The sequence below is a fragment of the Streptomyces sp. NPDC005262 genome, from assembly GCF_042872425.1.
Lineage (GTDB): Bacteria > Actinomycetota > Actinomycetes > Streptomycetales > Streptomycetaceae > Streptomyces.
Genome location: NZ_JBIAKK010000013.1, coordinates 75,775 through 97,695, shown reverse-complemented (window position 1 = coordinate 97,695; position 21,921 = coordinate 75,775). Strand labels below are relative to the sequence as shown.

Genomic DNA, 21,921 nt, shown 5'->3' with positions numbered 1-21,921 from the left:
CCGGTTGGCCCCGTGCGCCGTGGCCGCGTGGTTCCGCAGTCCCGTGGCCGGATGTCCCTTCGGCCTTCCGCTCGCCGGTCCCGCGAGGGGCCTGCCGGACAGAAGCCGTCGGCCGGCGTGAACCCGCCCGGCCCCGCCCGGTCAGGACGCTCCGGTCAGCGCAGCCCCGCCGCCCGGTCCTGGCGGAACGTGGTGATCAGAGCGATGCAGAACGCCGCGATGGCCACCCGGCCCGAGGCCTGGAGCAGGGGACCCCGCAGCAGGATGAAGGAGTAACCGGCGACCAGCGGGACGGCCAGAGCGATCAGGCTGCCCGGGCGGGCGCTGCGCACCGCGCGGCGGGCATAGCGCCGGTCGACCCGCGCCGCCGCGTATCCCATGGCCACGAACCCCGCCACCATGCCGATCGTGCCGAAGTCGATCCACAGCTCTGCCCATACCGGCGACGAGAGGTTCGTGTTGGTCGCCCCCATCCACTGGCCGACCATGACCCCGGTGTCCATCGGCTTGTCGGGCCACACCGAGCGGGGGACCGCGAACAGCACAGAGCCGGCCAACTGGCGGCCGAAGGTGTGGCCGCTGCCTGACCGGACGTACGTGATGGTGTTGGCGAACATGCCGACCTGGTCGTAGTCCTTGAGTGCGAGCGGCTCCAGGGGCGAAGTGGTCTGCACCGGACGGTAGTTGGCGTCGTCGTAGCGGAAGCGGTCCGCGAACGGGAAGACGACCAGCGCCACGATGACGCCCAGGCTGAGCGCGATCCGGTAGAAGGCGGCGCTCACCGGGAAGACGGTGAACAGCAGCGAGAAGAGGACGGTGAGGAACCAGAAACGCGGGTTGGAGATCGGGTTGTTGACCACCGCGTTCAGGGCGGCCAGCGCCCCCCAGACCACGATGATCACTACCGAGCGGCGGGCACGCCGCGAGGTCACCAGCCAGCGCGTGTACGCCAGCCAGGCGATGAGGGCGGGCACGGTGCCGAAGCCCCGCACGATGGCCTGCCCGGCTTGCGAGTCGGCCTGGGAGAGCCCGGCCTCCTGGACGCTGCTGATGATCTCCTGGCGGCTCGTGAAGAAGACCGCGGGGCCGCCCAGCTTGACGACGAGGAGCGCCGAGCCGAGGAAGGCGACCACGGTCAGCAGGTACAGCCGGCGTCGGTGGACCAGCGCCGGCCGCAGCTTGTCCTCCCGCTTCCGCTCGGGTCGCTGGCGTGCCAGCAGAGTGCCGATGTCGAAGGCGACACAGCCGATCAGGACGAGCGCGACCGCCTCCGTCAGATCGGTGCGCGCGCCCACCACCGGCGTCGGCGTGCGGCCGAGAACGGCCTGCGCGAGCGGTGCCACGCCCATCGCCATGTAGACGAACAGCCAGAACGAACCGGCGAGCAGCTTGCGCCGGCTGGAGAGGATCATGGTCGAGAGCCGGATGCCCGCGTACATGGTGAGCGCCAGTTGGAGCCACAACGCCGAGTCGTGCAGACCGGTGCCGGGCTGGACCACGACGAGCAGCGGCAGGAACACCGCGAAGCCGAGCACGAGCGGGACGGACAGGGCGCGGGAGAGAAGCGTGCGCGGCCGGAAGGGCGGTACCACCACCTGCCGGCCCCGCTCCGGTGGCCCGGGTGTGCTGGTCGTGCCCTGGTCCATCTGCTGCGTCATGGCGCCCCCGCCCCGAAAATGATCCCCGGCGGCAGTCTAACGAGCCCTGGCCTGCGGTGAATGGTCAGCTACTAGAGTGTGGCGAAGTAGCGTCCGGGGAGACGCTGTTGGGGGGATGGATCGATGCGTGATCTCCCGGCCTTCACTCTGGCCGGATACGACAAGGGGCGCGGGATACTCGTCCAGGCGCTCTGGTTCGCGGTGATGAACACGGTCTTCATGGCGTGGTTCACCCCGGCCCGGGTCAGGACGGCCCTGCTGCGGGCCTTCGGCGCCGAGATCGGCACGGGGGTGCTCATCCGGCACCGGGTGCGCGTGCTGTGGCCGTGGAAGCTGACGGTCGGCGATCACACCTGGATCGGCGAGGGGGCGTGGATCCTCAACCTGGAGCCGGTGACCCTCGGCGCCCATGTGTGCGTTTCGCAGGAGGCCCTGCTGTGCACGGGCAGCCACGACCACCGCGCCGCCGACTTCCGGTACCGCAACGCGCCGATCACCGTCGACGACGGCGCCTGGATCGCGACCCGCGCCACCGTCCTCGCCGGGGTGAAGGTGGGCCGCTGCGCCGTCGTCGGCGCCGGCGCGGTCCTCCACAAGGACCTGCCCGAACTGACCCTGCACGCCGCCGACAACCGGCGCCGACCCGTCGAGGAGCCGGCGTGAGAGTGCTGCACGCGGTCACCCTGCACAGCCCCACCCACGCCTTCGGCGGTCCGGTCCGGGTCGCCCTCAACCTCTGCAAGGGACTGCGGGAACGCGGGCACGACGCGCGGCTCACCGCCCTCGCCGACGGCTTCGAGGGGCCCCTGCCCGAGGAGGTCGAGGGCGTGCCCGCCCGGCTCCACCAGGCGCACAGGATCCTGCCGTTGGGGTTCAGCGGACTGACGTCGCTGTCCCTCCTCGCCGGCGCCCACCGTCTCGTACGGCAGGCCGACGTCGTCCATGTCCATCTGGCGCGCGACCTGGTGACCCTGCCGGTGGCGCTAGCCGCGCTGCGCGCCGGGAAGCCGCTGTTCCTCCAGACGCACGGCATGGTCGACCCGAGCGAGCGGCGCTCGGCCCGCGTTCTCGACACGGTCGCGGTCCGGCGGGTGCTACGCGGTGCCACCGCCGTCCTCCACCTCACCACCCGTGAACTGCGGGACCTGGAGGCCGTGGTGGGCGGGACGGGGCTCGCCCGCGCCGTCCGCCTGGTGAACGGAGTGCCCACGCAGCCCGAGGGCGCCGCGCCGGACGGACCGCCGCGCATCCTGTACGCGGCCCGGCTCCAGGCCCGGAAGCGCCCGGTCGACCTGGTGGAGGCGGCGCCCGCGATCCTTGCCCGGCACCCCGAGGCGACGTTCGTCGTGGCGGGTCCCGACGAGGGCGAACTCGCCTTCGTACGGCGGCGGATCGACGAGCTCGGACTCGCCGCGCAGGTGAGCTGCCCGGGACCGCTCGACGTGACACGGATGACCGAGGAGCTGCGCAGGGCGCACGTGTACGTCCTGCCGTCGGTGGACGAGCCGTTCCCGATGTCGGTCCTGGAGTCGATGGCCGTCGGCACGCCGGTCGTGGTGACCGACTCCAACGGACTGGCCCGCGACGTGGACCGGGCCGGGGCCGGCCGTGTGGTGACGGGACCCGACGGCATCGCCCCGGCGGTGCTCGACCTGCTGGACCCGGACGTCCGGCGTACCGCGTCGGCGGCGGCCCGCAAACTCACCGCCGAGACGTTCGCGATGGACGCGGTCCTCGGCACGCTCCTCGACATGTACGAGCGGGCCTAGAGGTTTCCCTCTCGTGTTCGGACCGGTGCGGACCCGCGCCGGTCCGAACGGCACCCCCTACACGGGGAGCCAGGCGTAGCAGCCCGAGGAGACGAACGTACGGGTCCCGGAGGGAATCTTCGCGGTGACCTTCTTCGGGGCGTCCGGGCCCGGGCCCGAGGCCAGCACCTTGCCGTCCGCGCCCAGTGCCTTCCAGGTGCAGCCCTCGGCCGTGGTCAGCGCGCGGTAGGTGCCAGGCGCCGGCTTCTTGCGGGTACCGTCGGCGAAGCCGGTCGCGGCCTTGTCCAGCAGCGGTTTCTGCTTCGGGCACAGCTGGCCGATCGCGTCGTCGGCGGACGGCAGGTCCCCGGCGATGAGCGCGCCGATGGCGGCGTCCTTGTCGTGGGCGGCGGTGCGCTCGATGCGCTGGCAGGTCTCCTGGCCGATCTGGAGCACGGCGGCCGGGTCCATGTTCTTCGGCACACGGCCGTGCAGGTACTTCTTCTCCTTGGCGGTGAAGGAACCGGTCGCCGGAGTGAGCTTCGCGTCGGGCAGGACCGGTCCCTTGGAGGGGCTCGACGACTCCTGGGGAGCCGGGCTCGCCTGGTCGTCCGGGACGCCGGCCGCCTGGTCGTCGGAGATGCTCCGCGTCGGGTTCGCCGCCGCGTCGGTACCGCCGTCCGAACTGCAGCCGGAGAGCGCGAGGAGCGCGATGAGTGTGCCGGCGGCGGCACCGCGCCGGAGGGACCGGAGAGTACGAGTGTGCATGGTGGCTCCTGCGGCCCGAGCGGGCCGGGTATGAAGGCGGGCCCGCACACGAAGGTGCGGGCCCAGGTGGGGTGGGCTGGGTGCCGGGCGCACTGCCCGGCACCCAGCCCACGGGGACGCCGTGAGGGTTACGGCGCCCCGAAGGTCAGCACCAGCTGCGGGGTGTTCTCCGCGGCCGACGCCTCACTGGACCACAGCCAGAGCGCGTCCGTCCCGGTGCTCGTGAGCGCCAGGTCGTAGCTGCCCCCCAGAGCGGGGGAGAGCGCCGAGGTGTCGAGCGTCGCCGAGTAGACCGTCGACAGGTCGGTGGCCCCACTGAGGGTGCCGACCGAGGTCGAGGACAGGGCGGGCCTGGACGCGAAAGTGGTCCCCGCCTCCGTCCAGCTTCCGGTCACCGGCCGCACGGCGAAGTCGTCCGTGCTGCCCGCACTGCTCAGCGTGGTCGTCTTCACCGCGAGCCGCGCGCTCTTGAGCACGGTCCCGGCCGGGGCCGCAGGCACGTCGAAGCGCAGATACGTCTCGTACGCCGCGCTGCCGCGCACCGCCAGCGAGGTGGAGGTGCCGTAGTTGGTGCTCGCGGCACCGGCGTTGGCGTACGTGTCGTCCGTGGCGCGGACGGTCTGCACGCTGTCGGCCGGGGCCGTGGCCAGGGTGTAGTGGCTCTGCACCTGGGCCGCGCTCAGCACCGACGGGTAGACCGCGGTCTCGTCGATCTGTCCGGCGAAGTAGTTGCTGGACGGCTGGTTCGGCCAGCCGTTGAGGTTGTCGCCGCCGACGTGCCAGTAGCCGCTGTAGGCCTGGCTGTTGGACTCGGCGAGCGTGCCGATCTGGGTGCCGTCCACGTACAGCGCCATCCCGGAGGAGCCCTGGGTGGCGACGACGTGGTGCCAGGCGCCGTTGTTGTAGCTGTTGGGCGTGGTGATGGTGCGGGCCGAGCCCGTCCACACGCCGAAGACCAGCCGGCCGTCGTTGCGCATGTAGACGTGCTTGTCGTAATTACCACTGGCCCGCGTGGTGTTGTCGCCGAACCCGACGAGCTTGCCGCCACTGGTCGTGGTCGTCTTGAACCAGGTCTCGACCGAGTACTGGCTCGGCACCGTGGTGCGCTTGTCGCTGTAGACGATCTGGTCCGTGCCGTTGAATCCGATGGCGGTGGACGGACCGGTCACTGCGGCCGGAGTCTGGCGCAGCGAGGGGCCGCTGACGTGGATGCCGCTCTGGTCGCCGGACGAGGAGTCGCCGACGAACGGGGTGGCGGACTCGTCGTAGCGCCAGTACAGGTTGGCGCCGTCGTCGAGCACCTTCGCCGCGTACTTCTGGGCGGAGGTCGGCACCGTTACCGACGCCGTGGCGGACAGCGCGGAGGCGTTGCCCGCTCCGTCGGTCGCGGTCACCCGGTAGCTGTAGGTGGAGCCGGCCGTGACGTTGGTGTCGGTGAACGACAGCTGCGGGCGCGACCACTCCACGGAGTCGCCGTCGACCGTGTACACCGGCGTGGAACCGCCGTTGCGGTACACCTTGTACGTCAGCTTGGTGTCGTCCGTGTCGAGGCTCGCGCGCCAGCGTACGTGGGCCTCGGTCGGCTTGACCGACTCCGCGCCGACCGAGGGCACCGTCGGCGCGCCGACGTCCGGGGTCGCCGCGAAGTGCGTCAGGCCCTGGGCAGCCGAGCCGTTGACGGTGGTGAACTCGCCGCCGACCCACATGTACTTGTTGTCGGAGGTCTCGGAGACCGCCATGGCGCGCGGGCCGATGCCCTCGCCCAGACCGTCGTTGGTGTCCGGGAACCAGCCCAGCTTGTTGGTGCCGGTGGTCGGCTCCGCGAGGAGGTGGCGACGGCGCCCGTCGGGGTACTCGCCGACGCTGGAGCAGTCGTGCGCGTGCGAGGCGCTGTACACCACGCTCTGGTACGACTTGACGGCCTGGGTGGCACCCAGGCAGGTGTCGCGCCAGCGCTGGTTCAGCGTGGACAGGTCCAGCGCGATGCGGCCGTCGAAGACGCCGCCGCCGGTGCCCTCGTTTCCGGTGTAGAAGCCGGTCGCATCCGTGTCGAGCGCCTTGACCACCGAGTTGTTCTCGATGAACCCCGGGTAGGTGCGGACGTTGGCGCCCGTGCCGGAGTCGACGACTGCCAGGGCGTGTGAGTTCGCGCCGTTGACGGTGAAGAAGTCGCCGCCGAGGATCACGTTGTTGCCGTCCGGGGTGACCGCGACGGCCCGGCCGGGCTCGTCGACGTCGGCCTGGAAGGGCTTGACCGCGCCGCTGGTGGCGTCGACCGCCGCGTACCGCGCGTGCGCGCTGCCGCCGACCGAGCTGAAGTCACCACCCAGGTACACGGTGTCGTCGGTGACCGCGAGCGCCCGCACGGTGGCGGAGACGCTCGGGTGGAAGTTCGCCTTGGGTGTGCAGGTGGCGATGTCGATCGCGGCGAGGCTGCTGACCGGCGTGCCGTTGACCGCGCCGAAGTAACCGCCCGCGTACAGCGTCTTCTTGTCCGGCGAGACGGCGAGCGCACGTACCGTCGCGCTGCCGCTTCCGATCGTGAAGGACAGGTTGCAGGACGTGGGGTTGCCGGTCGCCGCGTCCAGCGCGACGAAGTTCACCGCGTTCTGCGCGGTGCCGCTGCCCCCCTGGGGCGGACGCACCTGCGAGAAGGTGCCGCCGGCGAAGACCGTGCCGCCCGCCTCCGCCAGCGCCCACACGATGCCGTTGGTCTGCCAGGTCGGCAGGTCGTCGGCGGTGAAGGCGACGGGCGGGGTCAGCGCGGCCGCCGGCTGTGGCAGGGCCACCAGGCCCAGGCCCGCGGCCGTGGACAGGACGAGGGCGGCGCTGAGCCCTCTGGATCTTTGCATGTACCCCCCGGCTTCCGGGCCCGGTGGCGGGCCCTCTGCCTCGACGAGCCCGCCGGGATCCCCGGGATCCGAACGGGCTGCATGAACGTGTTTGCTCGCGAACCATACGAGTACATGACACGCGATGGAGCGCACTTGACTCATCTAGTAGGAAATTCCGGTGTGTTGATGATGATCCCGTACGTCCGGGACATCCGCTTCCGGTAGGCGCGGTCGCCTTTCTGCACACACCCGGCGTCAGCGGTCGATGCGCACAGCGGCGCCCGCGAGCTGGTCCTCCACCTGCCGCACATCGGCGTCGACCATGATCCGCGCGAGCTCCTCGACGAGGACGCCGGGCCGCCAGCCCAGCGTCTCGCGCGCCTTGGACGCGTCACCGATCAGTGCGTCGACCTCGCTGGGACGCTCGTACTTGGGGTCGTAGCGCACGTACTCGTTCCAGTCGAGGTCGGCGTGGGCGAACGCGGTCTCCATGAACTGCCGCACGGTGGCCGGGACTCCGGTGGCAACCACGTAGTCCGTCGGCTCGTCGTGCTGAAGCATCCGCCACATCGCGTCGACGTACTCGGGCGCGTACCCCCAGTCGCGGACCGCGTCCAGGTTGCCGAGGTAGAGGCGGTCCTGGAGACCGGCCTTGATCCGGGCGACGGCGCGGGTGATCTTGCGGGTCACGAAGGTCTCGCCACGGCGCGGGGACTCGTGGTTGAACAGGATGCCGTTGACCGCGAACATCCCGTAGGCCTCACGGTAGTTGACGGTGGTCCAGTACGCGAAGACCTTCGCGGCACCGTACGGGCTGCGCGGGTGGAAGGGGGTGTCCTCGTTCTGCGGGGGCGGCGTGGAGCCGAACATCTCCGAGGACGAAGCCTGGTAGATACGGGTCTCCACCCCGCTCGCCCGGACAGCCTCCAGGAGCCGCAGCGTGCTCAGGCCGGTCACGTCGCCGGTGTAGAGCGGCGCGTCGAAGGAGACTCGCACATGGGACTGGGCGCCCAGGTTGTACACCTCGTCCGGCTGTATGTCGCGCAGCAGGTTCACCAGCGCCACCCCGTCGGAGAGGTCGGCGTGATGCAGCACGAGGCGTCGCTCGGCCTCCTGGGGGCCCTGGTAGATGTGGTCGATCCGCTCGGTGTTGAAGCTGGACGACCGCCGCACCAGGCCGTGCACCCGGTATCCCTTCGACAGCAGCAGTTCCGCCAGGTACGAGCCGTCCTGCCCGGTGACGCCGGTGATCAGCGCGGTCTTGGTCATGCGGGGTTCCCCTCCCTGCCGGACCCCTCCCGGGGGCGGATCCGGTCCGTACGCCCGCCGTGTGCGGGACGCATGTCGTGAACTACTGAAAATTCAGGCAGAGTTGGCGGTGCAGGCGTGCTGCGGCGCCGGGCGTGATCCGGCTCGTGCCCGCATCGCTGCTGCCCGGGAGCGCCCGTGTCGTCGCCGCCGGCCACGGTGGCCCGGTGGGCTCCGCTGTGGCCCGCCGGCTCGCCGCCGAAGGGCACGAGGCGCTCATCCGTACCCGCGCCGAACGGGACCTGCGCGACGCCGCGCGCACTGTCCGGTCACGTGCGGCGCTCTCAGTGCGCCCCGCGGCCGTCGACGACGGCGCGGAACGTGCGGGACATGACGTCCACATCGCTGGTGAGGTCGGTGATCAGCGACGCGGGAACATACCAAGGGGACTTGCGGCCCACCCACGGTGAGTACGCGCGCGCCCGCGAGCGCGTCTTATGTGAACTTTCGGATTCAGCGGCCTGAACATCCCACATGTACCCCCCCAGGCACGTTCTGCGGCAGGAGCTGCCGGATGTCGCGAACGTTCATATGTCGAACATGCGGCACGATGGTGAAGAGTACGGCAAACTTGTGCGCACATGGGGGCGTTTACGTGAACGTCACTGAGAAGTGCCGAGCCGTACGAAGTCCTGTGCGGCGTCTGCTGGTTGATCGCGCGTGATGATGGCCGCACGGAAAGCAATACGAAAGTCGAACGTGCTGGCTACAGTGTGCGCCTGGCGCGGAAGGGGCCGCGCCGTGTCCATGTGGGGAGTGCATGGTGGGGGACAGGAACACGGCCGAGGCCGAAGCGACGGGTCTGGACGAAGCGGCGGAACGGAAGGAAGAGGCGGGCGGAGCGGGTCCGGTGGCATCCGACCGGGCGGTCGACGACCGCGTTCCGTCAACCGATGTTTCGCAAAAGGGGGTTGGTGCCGCCGGAATATCGCAGGCGCAGCCCCGGCGTGGCAGAAGCCGCACGCGTCGGGTGCTCCTCGGGGCGCTCGCACTGCTCGCTGTGGGACTGCTCATGGTGAGCGGGTGCGCCTGGTGGGCCGTCCACCACTACACCGGGAAGGTCGAGCGCATCTCCGGTGTCTTCCCGACGAAGGTCCCCGCGGCGGCGCAGCCCGCGCCCTCCGAGGGCGGGCAGACCTTCCTTCTCGTCGGCGTCGACAGCCGCTCCGTCCTGCCGACCACGGGGCGTGACGCCAAGGCGCCCGAGTGGAAGTACGGTGCCCAGCGCAGTGACACGATGATGCTGGTCCACCTCCCGGCCGACCACTCCGGCGCGTACGTCGTCTCGCTGCCCCGTGACGCGTGGGTGGACATCCCCGGACACGGCAAGGCCAAGCTCAACGCCGCCTTCTCCTGGGGCGGACCGCCGCTGCTCATCGACACCGTGCAGCGGCTGACCAAGGTGCGCGTCGACCATCTCGCCGTCATCGACTGGGACGGTTTCAAGAAACTCACCGACTCCGTGGGCGGAGTGGACCTCGTCGTGGACGGCGCCGACCGCCACATGAACGGAACGCAGGCCCTGGTTTACGTGCGTGAGCGCTATCACCTCGCCCGTGGCGACTTCGACCGCACGCACCGTCAGCAGTACTTCCTGCGGACGCTGCTGGCGAAGGTCATGCGTCCTTCGACCTTCTCCAACCCCGTCAGGGCCACCGAGGTGCTGGACGACCTCACCGCTGCCGTGAGCGTCGACGATCGGCTCGGCGACGACGACCTGCGTGCCCTGCTGTGGGACAACAAGGAGGTCAGACCCGGGGACATCGTCTTCATGAACGCTCCCGCCAAGGGAACCGGCATGATCTCCGGTCAGTCCGTGGTCCTCCTGGATTCCGTCGCGGGCCCTCAGCTGTGGCGGGCCATGCGCGAGGACGCCCTCGACGGCTACCTGCAGTCGCACGACACCGACCGGCTCGGCGTCACAACTCCCTGACGGGACAGCGGTGGCCGCCGGAAATGCCCGCCTGGTGGCGATTCGCCGGACAAGGGGCCGCACGTGCACTAGAGTCCCCACCGGCGGCCCACCGGAGTCCGCGGAGGACACCCATGACGGATCATCCCGCTCATCGAACGTACCAGCACCGAAGGCCGTCAGGCCGGCGGCGGCGCGCCGCACTCGGTGCCGTGTTCGGCCTGCTGCTGATCGGACTGATCGCCGGCACCGGGCTGGCCCGTGACCGGGAAGGCGCGCCCCGAGCCGAGCGAACGGGCGCCGAGACGCTTCCTTTCGACCTGCCGAGCTCCGATGTGCTCCGCGACGGTCCGCATCTGGTCTTCGCGCACTACTTTCCGCCGTACCCGCTCTCTCTCGACAACCAGCCCGCCGAGCACGACTACTACGCCCGCAACTACCTCACGCCGGAAGGTGAGCAGGGCAGGCACGGGGCCTACGGAGGACTGCTGCGTGACCGGCCGCAGCCCGTGCAGCCGTCCAGCGGCGACTGGCGACTCGCCAACCTTGAGCGGGAGGTGCGGACTGCCCGGGACGCCGGCCTCGACGGCTTCACTGTCGACATTCTCTCCCTGGCCGGCGCCAACCGGCAGCGCGTCGACATGCTGCTGCGCGCGGCGCGCCGCGTCGATCCGGGCTTCCGAATCGTACTGATGCCGGACATGACCTCCCTGCACACGGACCCGCGTACCCTCGCCGACCAGTTGGCCCGGCTTGCCGCGTCCCCGTCCGCATACCGGCTGGGCGACGGACGCCTCGTGGTCTCTCCGTTCAAGGCCGAGGCCCAGGACCCCGCCTGGTGGGGTCAAGTCGTCGCGCGCCTGCGTGACCACGGCATCGGCACCGCGCTCGTCCCGGTCTTCCTGGACTTCCGCGCCAACGCCGAGAGGTTCGCGCCGATCAGCCATGCCTTCTCGTCCTGGGGCAACCGCAGCTACACCCGCCAGGACAACGTTCCCGGCGACATTCAGCTCGCCCACTCCCTGGGGAAGAAGTGGATGCAGGCCGTGTCCGTGCAGGACGCCCGACCCAACCAGGGCATCTACGACGAGGCGGGCAACACCGCCACCCTGCGGTCGACCTGGAACCACGCCATCTCCGACGGTGCGGACTGGGTGCAGCTCACCACCTGGAACGACTACTCGGAGGGCAGCCAGTTCGCACCCTCACTGCACAACGGGCACACGTATCTGGACATCTCCTCCTACTACCTCACCCGCTTCAAGACCGGAGCTTGGCCGGAGATTGTCCGTGACACCGTGTACGTCACCTCCCGCATCCAGTTCACGGATGCCGGCAGTGCCTCGCTCCAGCCCCGACTGATGCGCCCGCGTCCGGGCACCGCGTCCCCGCGCGACCAGGTGGAGGTGCTCACCTTCCTGACCGCGCCCGCCACGGTCGCCGCGCGCGTGGGCACCGTGCCCTACACGTACCGTGCTCCCGTCGGCGTGTACGCCCGGGACCTGCCGCTGAGCCCCGGTCGCACCGAGGCCGTGGTGCGCCGCGCCGGGGGTACCGCCGCCGCCGTCACGACCCGCTATCCGGCGCGGCGTACGGTCACCGTGCAGGACCTTCAGTACTACGCGGTCTCCAGTGGCCGATGAACTCCTCGAAGGCTCCCGAAAGGGCGCACCGTCCGACCCCGCTCGATGCGCCCGCATGGGGCGTGCTGTCGGTGCGAGCGGCTGGTGACGACAGCCGTCGGTACGGCTCTCTCGCACCGGTGCGTTCCGCGCCGGCCGCAGGCACGACCGGACAGCGCTCAAGACGGAGGGCATCGAGGACCTCCTCGAGAGGGCCGGGATCCCGATGGGGCGCTGCCTATCGGCCGGACGGGTCGTCCCAGCCCTGCCGGGCCCGCCCCTCACACCGGAAACGGGTTTCCGTTCAGGTGTCGCGCGTGGCGGCCATCCCCAGGGTGATCAGCCCGAGCACCACCCAGCCGAACCAGAGCCAGCCGTTGCTCCCCAGCGCCACTGTGTAGGCGGTGACCGCCACCAGGGCCCCGACGGTGAGCATCCCCATCGCCTTCGTGGAACCGGACATGCGCGCACCCTCCTTGTCGGCCGCGCGGCCGTGGACCCCATCGTCACCCGGAAGGTGCGTCCACCGCTACTGTCCGCGCGCCTGCAACGAGGCGAGGTAGGCGTTGTACGCCTTCAGCTCCTGGTCGCCGTCCCGGTCGGCGGCGCGGTCCGCGCGCCTCGCCGTCCGCTGCTCGGAGCGGTACCACTGGAAGACCAGCGCGATCAGGACCAGCACCGAAGGGATCTCACTGAACGCCCAGGCGATGCCACCCGCCCAGTTCTGGTCGCTCAGCGCGTCGATGCCGAGCGAGGCCGGCGGATGCTTGTACGTCTCCACCATCGGCGAGGTCGCCATCATCAGCGCGATGCCGAAGAAGGCGTGGAACGGCATTCCCGCGAACAGCTCCAGCATCCGCATCACGTAGCCGGGCCGGTGCGGGCCCGGGTCGACGCCCATGATCGGCCAGAAGAAGACGAGCCCGACCGCGAGGAAGTGCACCATCATCGCGAGGTGCCCGGTCTTCGAACCCATCAGGAAGTCGAACAGCGGGGTGAAGTAGAGCGCGTACAGGCTGGCGATGAAGAGCGGGATGGTGAACACCGGATGCGTGATGATCTTCATGTACCGGCTGTGCAGCAGCATGAGCAGCAGCTCGCGCGGGCCCTTCCGGCCCCGGCCCGCGACGGGCAGGGCGCGCAGTGCCAGTGTCACCGGGGCGCCCAGCAGCAGCAGGATCGGCGACAGCATGCTGATCACCATGTGCTGCACCATGTGCACGCTGAACATGACCATGCCGTAGTCGTTGAGCCTCGTGCACATGACCAGGGCGATGGTCAGCACGCCGATGACGAAGAAGACCATCCGGCCGACCGGCCAGCTGTCGCCGCGTCTGCGCAGCCGCAGCACGCCGTACCCGTACAGGACGAGCGCCAGGACGCAGCCGATCAGGAAGACCGGGTCCGCGGAGAACGGAAGCCCACGTCCCAGCGTGAACGGCGGCAGATCCATGTTCATGCCGTGCCCGCCGTGATCCATCTGTTCACTCCCGCTGGGGACGTCCCCGTTTCGTGCCGGTTGTCCCGACCAGAGTAGAACTGCCCCCGGCCGCAGCTGCGGCCGGGGGCAGTCGTCGCGATCCGGTGTGGCTCAGAGCACGCACTCGGCCTCGGCGTACCGCTCGGCCGGGACCGTCTTCAGCGTCTCCACGGCCTGGGCCAGTGGCACCATCGTGATGTCCGTGCCGCGCAGCGCCGTCATCATGCCGAACTCGCCGCGGTGCGCCGCCTCGACCGCGTGCCAGCCGAAGCGGGTCGCCAGGACCCTGTCGTACGCGGTCGGGGTGCCACCGCGCTGCACATGGCCGAGTATCACCGGGCGGGCCTCCTTGCCGAGGCGCTGCTCCAGCTCGATGGAGAGCTGGGTGGCCACCCCGGCGAACCGCTCGTGGCCGTAGATGTCCTTGGTGCCCTGCTCGAACTCCATTGACCCGGCGCGCGGCTTGGCACCCTCGGCGACCACGACGATCGCGAACTTCTTGCCCGCCGAGAAACGCTTGCCGACCAGCTCGGTCAGCTCGTCCATGTCGAAGGGGCGCTCCGGCACGACGATGGCGTGCGCACCGGCCGCCATGCCCGAGTGCAGGGCGATCCAGCCGGTGTGGCGGCCCATGACCTCCACGATCAGCACCCGCTGGTGCGATTCCGCGGTGGTCTTCAGCCGGTCGAGGGCCTCGGTGGCGACACCGACCGCGGTGTCGAACCCGAAGGTCACATCGGTCGACGCGATGTCGTTGTCGATGGTCTTCGGTACGCCGACGATCGGCAGCCCCGCCTCGGAGAGCAGGTTGGCCGCCTTCAGCGTGCCCTCGCCGCCGATCGGGATGATCGCGTCGAGACCGAGATCGGCGACATGGCCCTTCGCCTGTTCGACGCCGCCCCGCAGATGTGCGGGCTGGACCCGGGAGGAGCCGAGGATCGTGCCGCCACGGGCGAGGATGCCACCGACCGCGTCGAGGTCGAGCTTGCGGTAGTCGCACTCGAGGAGGCCCTTCCACCCGTCGTGGAAGCCGATGACCTCGTCGCCGTGGTCGACCACCGCGCGGTGCACGACGGAACGGATGACGGCGTTGAGGCCGGGGCAGTCGCCGCCGGAGGTGAGCACACCAATTCGCATTGCCCGGGAAACCTTTGCAACGTGGGCCGACGACCGGACCACGTCGTCCGGTTGGATCCCCGCCACCCTACCGGCGCAGGGTGGCGGGACCGAACCAGGCGTCCGCCTGATGGACTCCGCTCAGCTGAGCGAATGGTCCGTCATGCGGGCTGGGTCGCCGAGGCGATGCGCTCGGCGCGCAGCGCCTCGTACCAACGGTCGTCCGTCGGCGGCAGCGCGTTGACGTCGAGGGCCAGCTTCAGCAGCAGGTCCGCGATCATCGGGTTACGGGCCATCACGGGCCCGTGCATGTAGGTGCCGAAGACCGTGTCGTTGTACGCGCCCTCGGTGCCGTCACCCGTGCCGTTGCCACGGCCGAACTGCACCCGGGCGAACGGCCGAGCCGTCGGACCCAGGTGGGTGACGCCCTGGTGGTTCTCGAAGCCGGTCAGCGGCGGCAGGCCCAGCTGCGGGTCGATGTCGGCCAGTACGTCACCGACGCACCGGGCCCCCTCGCCGCGGGTGGAGACCACGTCGAGCAGCCCCAGACCGGGCTCGCGCTCACCGAGGTCGTTGATGAACTCATGGCCGAGGATCTGGTAGCCGGCACAGACCGAGAAGATGATCGCGCCGTTGGACGCGGCCCGGCTGAGACCGCCGTCGCGGCGCAGCCGCTCCGCGGCGAGCCGCTGCGGCCGGTCCTCACCGCCCCCGATCAGATAGATGTCGCCGGACGTCGGGATCGGCTGGTCGCTGCGCACGTCGACGCGCTGCACGTCGAGACCGCGCTGCCGGGCCCGGCGCTCCACGACCAGCGCGTTGCCCTGGTCGCCGTAGGTGCTCAGCAGGTCGGGGTAGACCCAGACCAGACGCAGACCGTTGTTGCTCATGCTTCGTCCTCTCCGGAGGTGGCCGGGGCCGGGGTCAGTTGCCGACACGGCGGCGCAGGTCCTGGAAGGCGGTGTAGTTGGCGATGACCTCGATACGGCCGGGTGGGGCCTGCTGCACGGCCTCGTCGAGGCTCTCGCAGACCCGGAAGTCGAGACCGGCCACTTCGAGGCGGACCGCGAGGTCCAGCTTGCGGTCACCGAGCACGAAGATCGGGTGGCCGGCGAGCTGGGTGTAGTCGACGTCCCACAGCCACGAGGTGTCGGTGCCGTCCGCGCCACGGGCGTTGACCGAGAGGATCACCGGCGTGGGCGGCGGGTCGATCAGGGAAAACGTTTCGAGCCAGCCCGCCGGGTTCTTCGCCAGCAGGAGTCGCAGCTCACGGCCGAGGAAGGTGACCACGTCGTAGCGGCCCGCGACGGCCTGCACCTGGTACATGCGCTCCAGCGCGACCTGCGGAGGCACCCCGAAGACGGCGGCGACGGCGGCCGAACTGGTGGCGTTCGCCTTGTTCGCACGGCCGGGCAGCTGCAGGTGGATCGGCCACGCCGAACCGTGCGGGTCCAGGACGTAGTCGCCGTGCAGCACCCAGCTCGGCGCGGGGCGGCGGAAACCGCACTCGCCGCAGAACCAGTCGTCGCCGGGGCGCTGCATCACACCGCCGCAGGACGGGCAGGACCAGGCGTCGTCCTTCCACGCCTGACCGGCCGCGACCCACACCACGTTGGGGGAGGAGGACGCCGCCCAGACGATCAGCGGGTCGTCGGCGTTCGCGACGATCACGGCCTTGGAGCCGGACAGCCCCTCACGCCACTTCTCGGCCAGCATCCGGGTCTCCGCGGCGCGGTCCAGCTGGTCGCGCGAGAGGTTGAGCAGCGCGATCACCTTGGGTGTCGTGTCCCGCGCGACACCGGCGAGGTACTTCTCGTCGACCTCGATCACGCCGTACTTCGCGTCCGAGCCACCGGCCAGGGCGGAGGTGATGCCCGCGGGCATGTTGGCGCCGAGCGCGTTCGACACAACCGGGCCCGCGGCCCGCAGCGCCTCGGCGATCAGCCGGGTCGTCGTCGTCTTGCCGTTCGTCGCCGACACGAGGATCACGTCCAGGTGCTGCGCCAGTCGCCCCAGCAGGTCGGGGTCGAGCTTGAGCGCCACCCGGCCGCCGATCACCGATCCGCTGCCGCGCCCCGCAGCGCGCGACACCGCCGCAGCGGCCTTGCCCGCCGTCACCGCCAGCTTGGCCCGCGGCGACAACGGCTCCGTGTTGCCTGCCATCGTCCTAGATCCTCCTTGCATCGGTCCGCGCCCAGCCTATCGATGTCCGGCACGGCGACCGCACCACGGCACCACCAGGAACGTGGAGGTCACGTGGAACGTACTCTTACGGCCATGCGAAACCGCCTGATCCCCGGCAGTTCCGGACTCGTCCGTGCCCTGACCCTGCTCGGCGACCCGGTGCTCCACGGTGCCTGCGAGGAGGTCACCGACTTCGGGCCCTCGCTCGCCCGGCTGGTCGAGGACATGTTCGCCACGATGTATGCGGCGCGGGGGGTCGGGCTGGCCGCCAACCAGATCGGCGTCCCGCTGCGGGTGTTCGTCTACGACTGTCCGGACGACGAGGACGTCCGTCATCTCGGGCATCTCGTCAACCCGAAACTCGTCGAGGCGGACGGCATCACCGTACGCGGACCGGAGGGCTGTCTCTCGCTGCCCGGCCTGGAGGCCGCCACCCCGCGGTTCGACCATGCGGTGGTCGAGGGGGTGAACGTCGAGGGGGATCCGGTACGGGTCGACGGCACCGGCTGGTTCGCGCGCTGTCTGCAGCACGAATGCGACCACCTCGAAGGCTCCGTCTACACGGACCGGCTGACCGGGCTGCGCCGGGCGAGGGCGCTGCGCGCGGCCCGCCGGGCACCTTGGGGGCGTGCCGACTGACCGCTACCGTGCACCCGACAGAATCCCGGCCGGCGGACGTCAGAAACCGGGACCGCCAGGCCGGTCGCCCACGGCGGCCAGCCTGCCCCACAGCAGATCGGCCAGGCTGCGGACCAACTGGTCTCGTGAGCAAGGGCGTTCGCTCAGCCACCAGTCGCCTGCGGCGTGCATCATGCCGACGATGCCGTGGCCCCAGATGCGGGCCATCTCCTGGCTGTCCGGCCCCAGGTCCACCCGCTCGGCGATCACCAGGGCAAGCTCCTCGCCGAGGCGGCGCAGCAGCGGAGCGGAATGCCGCCCGACGTCGAAGCCCTGCTCGGGGGAGGGCGCCGCGTCGTCGGACGGGTGCATCAGGAAGCGGTAGACCTGCGGGCGGGCTTCGATCGCCGCGAGATAGGTGTCGAGCGTCGCCTCGACCCGCTGGCGGCGTTCGGCGGGGGCGTCGAGTGCCGCCCGCAGTGCGCTCAGCAGGGCATCGGTGTGGCGCTTGGCGAGCGCGCGGTAGAGGCCGCCCTTGTCGCCGAAGTGCCGGTACAGGATGGGCTTGGTGATCCCGGCCTCGGCCGCGATGGCGTTCATCGACGCCTTGGGCCCGTCCCTGAGCACCACGCGGTCGGCGGCCTCCAGCAGCTCCCTGCGGCGCTGTTCGGCCGCGGTCCGCTGTCGCTCGGCCTGTCGTGTGGTCTCCATGTCGCCTCTCCCCACCCCTGGCCGTGCATATGGCCATGCGAGTCCGTTACGCACGCGCAACGTAACACTCTGCCCAGCGGTGGTGCCGAACGGAGCCTGACCGGTTGACACAGGCTACTAGTCGGTAACAGACTGCGGTTACCGCAAGTAACGGTTTGTTTTTACGGTAATGCATGGAGGGGAACATGGCCGAGTTCACGCTCGAGCTCAACGACGACCAGAAGCAGGTCCGTGACTGGCTTCACGGTTTTGCCGCGGATGTCATCCGCCCGGCCGCTGCGGAGTGGGACGAGCGTGAGGAGACGCCCTGGCCCGTCATCCAGGAGGCGGCCAAGGTCGGCATCTACTCCCTCGACTTCTACGCCCAGCAGTTCTTCGACCCGACGGGGCTCGGCATCCCGATGGCGATGGAGGAACTGTTCTGGGGCGACGCGGGCATCGCCCTGTCGATCGTCGGTACCGGCCTGGCGGCCGTCGGCGTCCTCGCCAACGGCACCGAGGAGCAGATAGGCACCTGGATCCCGCAGATGTACGGCGACGCGAACGATGTGAAGGTCGCCGCCTTCTGTTCGTCCGAGCCGGACGCCGGCTCGGACGTCGCCTCCATGCGGACCCGCGCGGTGTACGACCAGGCCAAGGACGAGTGGGTGCTGAACGGCACCAAGACCTGGGCGACCAACGGCGGCATCGCGAACGTCCATGTCGTCGTCGCCGTGGTCGACGCGGAGCTCGGTTCCAAGGGCCACGCCTCCTTCATCGTGCCGCCGAACACCCCCGGCCTCTCGCAGGGACAGAAGTTCAAGAAGCACGGCATCCGGGCCTCGCACACGGCGGAGGTCGTCCTGGAGGACGTCCGGGTCCCCGGGCACTGCCTGCTCGGCGGCAAGGAGAAGCTGGACCAGCGCATGGCGCGGGCCCGTGAGCGCGCGCAGTCCGGCGGCGAGCGGGTGAAGAACGCGGCGATGGCCACGTTCGAGGCGTCCCGCCCGGCGGTCGGCGCGATGGCGGTCGGCACCGCCCGGGCGGCGTACGAGGTCGCGCTCGACTACGCCAAGACACGTACCCAGTTCGGCCGGCCGATCATCGACAACCAGGGCATCGCGTTCCAGCTCGCGGACATGCGTACGCAGATCGACGCGGCCCGGCTGCTGGTCTGGCGCGCCTCCTGGATGGCGACCACGGGCAAGCCGTTCGAGTCCGCCGAGGGCTCGATGTCCAAGCTGTACGCGAGTGAGACGGCGAAGAAGGTCACCGCGCAGGCGATCCAGATCCTCGGTGGAAACGGCTTCACCCGCGAGTACCCGGTGGAGCGGATGCACCGGGACGCGGCGATCTACACCATCTTCGAGGGTACGAGCGAGATCCAGCGCCTGGTGATCGCGCGCACGCTGTCGGGCATGCCGATCCGCTAGCGCGGTGCCGCGTGGGTGGGGTGCGGGAGTGCCGGGTGCCTCCGCACCCGCTCCGCCCTCGGTCGCCGGATGGGCTCGATGCCGTACCGACGGGTCGAGATCGTGCCGGGCGGGCTGAATTTCGGCCCGCCCGGCACCGTGCTGCCCGTCAGGCGGGGAGCAGGGCCTCGATCGCCGTCACGAGCTCCGGGGCCTCCGGCTCCGTGCGGGGGCGGATGCGGGCCACCGGCTCGCCGGCCGGGGAGATCAGGAACTTCTCGAAGTTCCACTGGACGTCGCCCGCTTCGCCGTCCGCGTCCGCGAGCTGCGTCAGTTCCGCGTACAGCGGGTGCCGTCCGTCACCGTTCACGTCGACCTTGGCCAGCAGCGGGAAGCTGACCCCGTACGTCGTCGAGCAGAACGTCTGGATCTCCTCCGCGCTCCCCGGCTCCTGGCCCGCGAACTGGTTGCACGGCACGCCGAGCACGGTGAATCCACGGTCCCCGTACGTCTTCTGAAGCCGCTCCAGGCCTGCGTACTGCGGAGTGAGCCCGCACCGGGAGGCGACGTTCACCAGCAGGACCGCCTGGCCGCGATACGTGCCGAGGGTGGTCGGCTCGCCGGTCAGCGTGTGAAGGGGAATGTCGTACAGAGTCATGAGGGTCTCCTTGTAAGTGTCTTATTCGGTGCAAGCGGCTTGCCCGGTCATTGTTATGCCCACGGCCTCATCGGTACGAAGCCGGCTACCCGTCCGCCCGAATCGCCTTGTAGTAGAACGTGGTCGGCTTCAAGGTCCCGGCCGGGTCGCCGGCGTAGTCCGGAATGGATCCGCACTCCGTCCAGCCGGCCGCACGGTAGAGCCGTTCGGCGGAGCTGCCGGTCTCGGTGTCCAGGACCAGCAGCGTCAGACCGGCCTCGGCCGCCGCGCCCTCGGCCACGGCCAGCAGCGAGCGTCCGAGCCCCTGGCCCCGCATCGACGGGCGCACCATCACCTTGCTGATCTCGGCGCGATGACGGGCGTTCGGCAACGGGGCCGGGTTCAGGCCGATGGTTCCCGCCACCCGCTCACCGTCCCGGGCGATCCAGACGAGCTGGTCGCCCGCGTCGACCGCGGCGGCACGCCCCCGCCACCAGTCGGCGGCCGCACTGCGGTCGAGCGGTGCCAGGAATCCCACCGAGGCACCGCCGTCCACGGTCTCCACCAGGAGAGCTGCCAGCTCGTCGGCGTACGTGATCAGCTCGGGTCCGGAGACGGAGACGATCTCGATGTGAGGAGTGGATGCGGCGAAGTGGGTGGCTTCGGTCATGACTCGGGTCCTTTTCACGGCAGAACGATCATCACGGCATAGCGGACCGGGCCCGGGCCCGGGCAGTGGAAGTGCGAAGGGCCGCGCAGCCGGAACCGCAGACAGTCGCCCTCGCGCACGGTGTGCACGGTGTTCTCGACGGTGATTTCCACCGTTCCCTCCAGTACCCAGATGTGCTGTTCCAGACCGGGCACCGGTGCCTGCTCGTACGCGATTCCGGCGCCCGCGTCGAGCATCCCCTCGATGATCTCGGCGCGTAGGCCGGCGTGCGGCGGCGAGACCGAGCGGCGCACGAAGCCGGACGCCTCGTCCCGCCACACCGGCTGCCGCGCGGCGCGCACCAGCCGCGGGGGCGCCGCCTCCACCTCCGTCAGCAACCGTGACATCGTCCGCTCGTAGACCGTGCACAACCGCCCGAGCTGGGCGGCGGTCGGGCTCAGCTCGCCGCGCTCCAGACGCGACAGCGTCGACCGGCTGACACCGCTGCGCCGGGACAGCTCGTCCAGGGACCAGCAGCGTTCGGTGCGGAGCTCACCCAGCCGGGCAGCCAGCCGGGCGTCGACGGACATCCGTTCCACCCCTTCGGACTCTCTCATATCAGAGAGAGTATCCCTGATCTGAGAGACCTTGTGGGTGGATCGGCCGGAGTGCCGACGGAGGGCCGTCGTGCCACGCTGAGACGGGGGATCGCGCCGGTCCGGCCCGCTCGGCCGGAATGCCCAGCGACCCAAGGAGACCGACATGGCCAGTGACGCCACCAAACCCGAAGTGGGCAGCCCCGGCCCCCGCCCATGGCATGGGCCCACGTCCGGCACCACCGTCCTCGCCGCAGCCCTGATGATCTTCGGCGGAGCGATGGCGATCCTCGAGGGGATCGCGGCCATCGCCAGGGACGACCTGTTCGTCGCGACGCGTCATTACGTCTTCCAGTTCAGCCTGGCGGGCTGGGGCTGGGTCCACCTCATTCTGGGCATCGTCCTCGTCCTCGCCGGCTGCGCCGTACTCACCGGAGCCCTGTGGGCGCGCTACTTCGGTGTGACGGTCGCCGGGCTGGGCGCGATCGCCAACTTCCTGTGGGTGCCGTACTACCCCTTGTGGGCCATGACGCTGGTGGCCGTCAACATCTTCATCGTCTGGGCGCTGTGCACGGGCATGCACCGTGAAGCCGGCCAAGGCTCCGTGCCCTGACCCGGCCGCGCCCGGCACGCGGTGACCGTTACGGCAGTCGGCCCTGTTGCGGGTGAGGAATCGCGAATCGCCGCCT

The 21,921-nt window shown here is 70.3% G+C and carries 20 protein-coding genes; 7 read left to right on the top strand and 13 right to left on the bottom strand.

The annotated features are described in order from the left end of the window. Positions 1–155 precede the first annotated feature (155 nt). Positions 156–1,658 carry an O-antigen polymerase gene (locus tag ACFYP5_RS27620; RefSeq protein WP_389041037.1) on the bottom strand — a complete coding sequence of 501 codons (1,503 nt, stop codon included), beginning with the start codon at positions 1,656–1,658 and terminating at the stop codon, positions 156–158. A gap of 123 nt (positions 1,659–1,781) precedes the next feature. Between ACFYP5_RS27620 and ACFYP5_RS27615 the strand changes: the two genes are divergently transcribed. Together ACFYP5_RS27615 and ACFYP5_RS27610 are read left to right on the top strand one after the other, a co-directional pair. Continuing rightward, entirely contained in the window at positions 1,782–2,321 is a 540-nt protein-coding gene (locus tag ACFYP5_RS27615) for a WcaF family extracellular polysaccharide biosynthesis acetyltransferase (RefSeq protein ID WP_389041035.1), read from the top strand. After that, the gene (locus ACFYP5_RS27610) at positions 2,318–3,427 is read left to right on the top strand and encodes a glycosyltransferase (RefSeq protein WP_389041033.1); all 1,110 of its coding nucleotides are present in this window, start codon (positions 2,318–2,320) and stop codon (positions 3,425–3,427) included. Before ACFYP5_RS27615 ends, ACFYP5_RS27610 begins: the two co-directional genes overlap by 4 nt. Before the next feature lie 57 nt (positions 3,428–3,484). Here ACFYP5_RS27610 and ACFYP5_RS27605 read toward each other — a convergent pair whose 3' ends face one another. From ACFYP5_RS27605 to gmd, 3 genes are all read right to left on the bottom strand, one after another. After that, positions 3,485–4,174 carry a hypothetical protein gene (locus ACFYP5_RS27605; protein WP_389041031.1) on the bottom strand — a complete coding sequence of 230 codons (690 nt, stop codon included), beginning with the start codon at positions 4,172–4,174 and terminating at the stop codon, positions 3,485–3,487. Between the two features lie 128 nt (positions 4,175–4,302). Then, a complete protein-coding gene (locus ACFYP5_RS27600; protein WP_389041029.1) occupies positions 4,303–7,026 on the bottom strand; it encodes a LamG-like jellyroll fold domain-containing protein in 2,724 nt (907 codons plus the stop codon). Between the two features lie 237 nt (positions 7,027–7,263). Next, a complete protein-coding gene (gene gmd / locus ACFYP5_RS27595) occupies positions 7,264–8,277 on the bottom strand; it encodes a GDP-mannose 4,6-dehydratase (protein ID WP_389041027.1) in 1,014 nt (337 codons plus the stop codon). Positions 8,278–9,076: 799 nt separating this feature from the next. Between gmd and ACFYP5_RS27590 the strand changes: the two genes are divergently transcribed. Both ACFYP5_RS27590 and ACFYP5_RS27585 read left to right on the top strand, forming a co-directional pair. Continuing rightward, positions 9,077–10,249 (top strand): LCP family protein, encoded by a 1,173-nt coding sequence (locus ACFYP5_RS27590; protein WP_389041025.1) that lies wholly within the window; start codon positions 9,077–9,079, stop codon positions 10,247–10,249. 113 nt (positions 10,250–10,362) lie between these two features. Continuing rightward, entirely contained in the window at positions 10,363–11,871 is a 1,509-nt protein-coding gene (locus tag ACFYP5_RS27585; RefSeq protein WP_389041023.1) for a glycoside hydrolase family 71 protein, read from the top strand. Between the two features lie 283 nt (positions 11,872–12,154). On the opposite strand, the gene ACFYP5_RS27580 is transcribed toward ACFYP5_RS27585, so the two are convergent. The 5 genes from ACFYP5_RS27580 to ACFYP5_RS27560 form a co-directional block, all read right to left on the bottom strand. Beyond that, on the bottom strand, positions 12,155–12,313 hold the full coding sequence (locus ACFYP5_RS27580) for a hypothetical protein (RefSeq protein WP_389041021.1): 159 nt from the start codon (positions 12,311–12,313) through the stop codon (positions 12,155–12,157). 66 nt (positions 12,314–12,379) lie between these two features. Beyond that, positions 12,380–13,330, bottom strand: coding sequence for a cytochrome c oxidase assembly protein (locus ACFYP5_RS27575; protein ID WP_389041019.1), 951 nt, complete (start codon positions 13,328–13,330; stop codon positions 12,380–12,382). A 111-nt stretch (positions 13,331–13,441) separates the two neighbouring features. After that, positions 13,442–14,467, bottom strand: coding sequence for a 6-phosphofructokinase (locus ACFYP5_RS27570; RefSeq protein ID WP_030921961.1), 1,026 nt, complete (start codon positions 14,465–14,467; stop codon positions 13,442–13,444). Between the two features lie 140 nt (positions 14,468–14,607). Next, positions 14,608–15,336, bottom strand: a complete 729-nt coding sequence (locus ACFYP5_RS27565; RefSeq protein WP_030921963.1) for a type 1 glutamine amidotransferase — start codon at positions 15,334–15,336, stop codon at positions 14,608–14,610. A 34-nt stretch (positions 15,337–15,370) separates the two neighbouring features. After that, positions 15,371–16,609, bottom strand: a complete 1,239-nt coding sequence (locus tag ACFYP5_RS27560) for a MurT ligase domain-containing protein (protein ID WP_030976487.1) — start codon at positions 16,607–16,609, stop codon at positions 15,371–15,373. A 114-nt stretch (positions 16,610–16,723) separates the two neighbouring features. Between ACFYP5_RS27560 and def the strand changes: the two genes are divergently transcribed. Then, complete coding sequence (def, locus tag ACFYP5_RS27555) at positions 16,724–17,269, top strand: peptide deformylase (protein ID WP_389041017.1); 546 nt, start codon at positions 16,724–16,726, stop codon at positions 17,267–17,269. 39 nt (positions 17,270–17,308) lie between these two features. Here the strand turns inward: def and ACFYP5_RS27550 are convergent, their stop codons facing one another. Continuing rightward, positions 17,309–17,959, bottom strand: a complete 651-nt coding sequence (locus ACFYP5_RS27550) for a TetR family transcriptional regulator (protein ID WP_389041015.1) — start codon at positions 17,957–17,959, stop codon at positions 17,309–17,311. 185 nt (positions 17,960–18,144) lie between these two features. Between ACFYP5_RS27550 and ACFYP5_RS27545 the strand changes: the two genes are divergently transcribed. Continuing rightward, positions 18,145–19,371, top strand: a complete 1,227-nt coding sequence (locus tag ACFYP5_RS27545; RefSeq protein ID WP_030976493.1) for an acyl-CoA dehydrogenase family protein — start codon at positions 18,145–18,147, stop codon at positions 19,369–19,371. Positions 19,372–19,519: 148 nt separating this feature from the next. Here ACFYP5_RS27545 and ACFYP5_RS27540 read toward each other — a convergent pair whose 3' ends face one another. The 3 genes from ACFYP5_RS27540 to ACFYP5_RS27530 all read right to left on the bottom strand — a co-directional run bounded on the left by ACFYP5_RS27540 (position 19,520) and on the right by ACFYP5_RS27530 (position 21,253). Further along, positions 19,520–20,008 (bottom strand): glutathione peroxidase, encoded by a 489-nt coding sequence (locus tag ACFYP5_RS27540; RefSeq protein ID WP_030921977.1) that lies wholly within the window; start codon positions 20,006–20,008, stop codon positions 19,520–19,522. Between the two features lie 85 nt (positions 20,009–20,093). Next, positions 20,094–20,657: a GNAT family N-acetyltransferase gene (locus ACFYP5_RS27535; RefSeq protein ID WP_389041012.1), complete on the bottom strand. Its 564-nt coding sequence runs from the start codon at positions 20,655–20,657 to the stop codon at positions 20,094–20,096. A 14-nt stretch (positions 20,658–20,671) separates the two neighbouring features. Continuing rightward, on the bottom strand, positions 20,672–21,253 hold the full coding sequence (locus tag ACFYP5_RS27530) for a helix-turn-helix domain-containing protein (RefSeq protein WP_389041010.1): 582 nt from the start codon (positions 21,251–21,253) through the stop codon (positions 20,672–20,674). Positions 21,254–21,398: 145 nt separating this feature from the next. Between ACFYP5_RS27530 and ACFYP5_RS27525 the strand changes: the two genes are divergently transcribed. Continuing rightward, on the top strand, positions 21,399–21,845 hold the full coding sequence (locus tag ACFYP5_RS27525; protein WP_389041008.1) for a hypothetical protein: 447 nt from the start codon (positions 21,399–21,401) through the stop codon (positions 21,843–21,845). Positions 21,846–21,921: the final 76 nt, after the last annotated feature.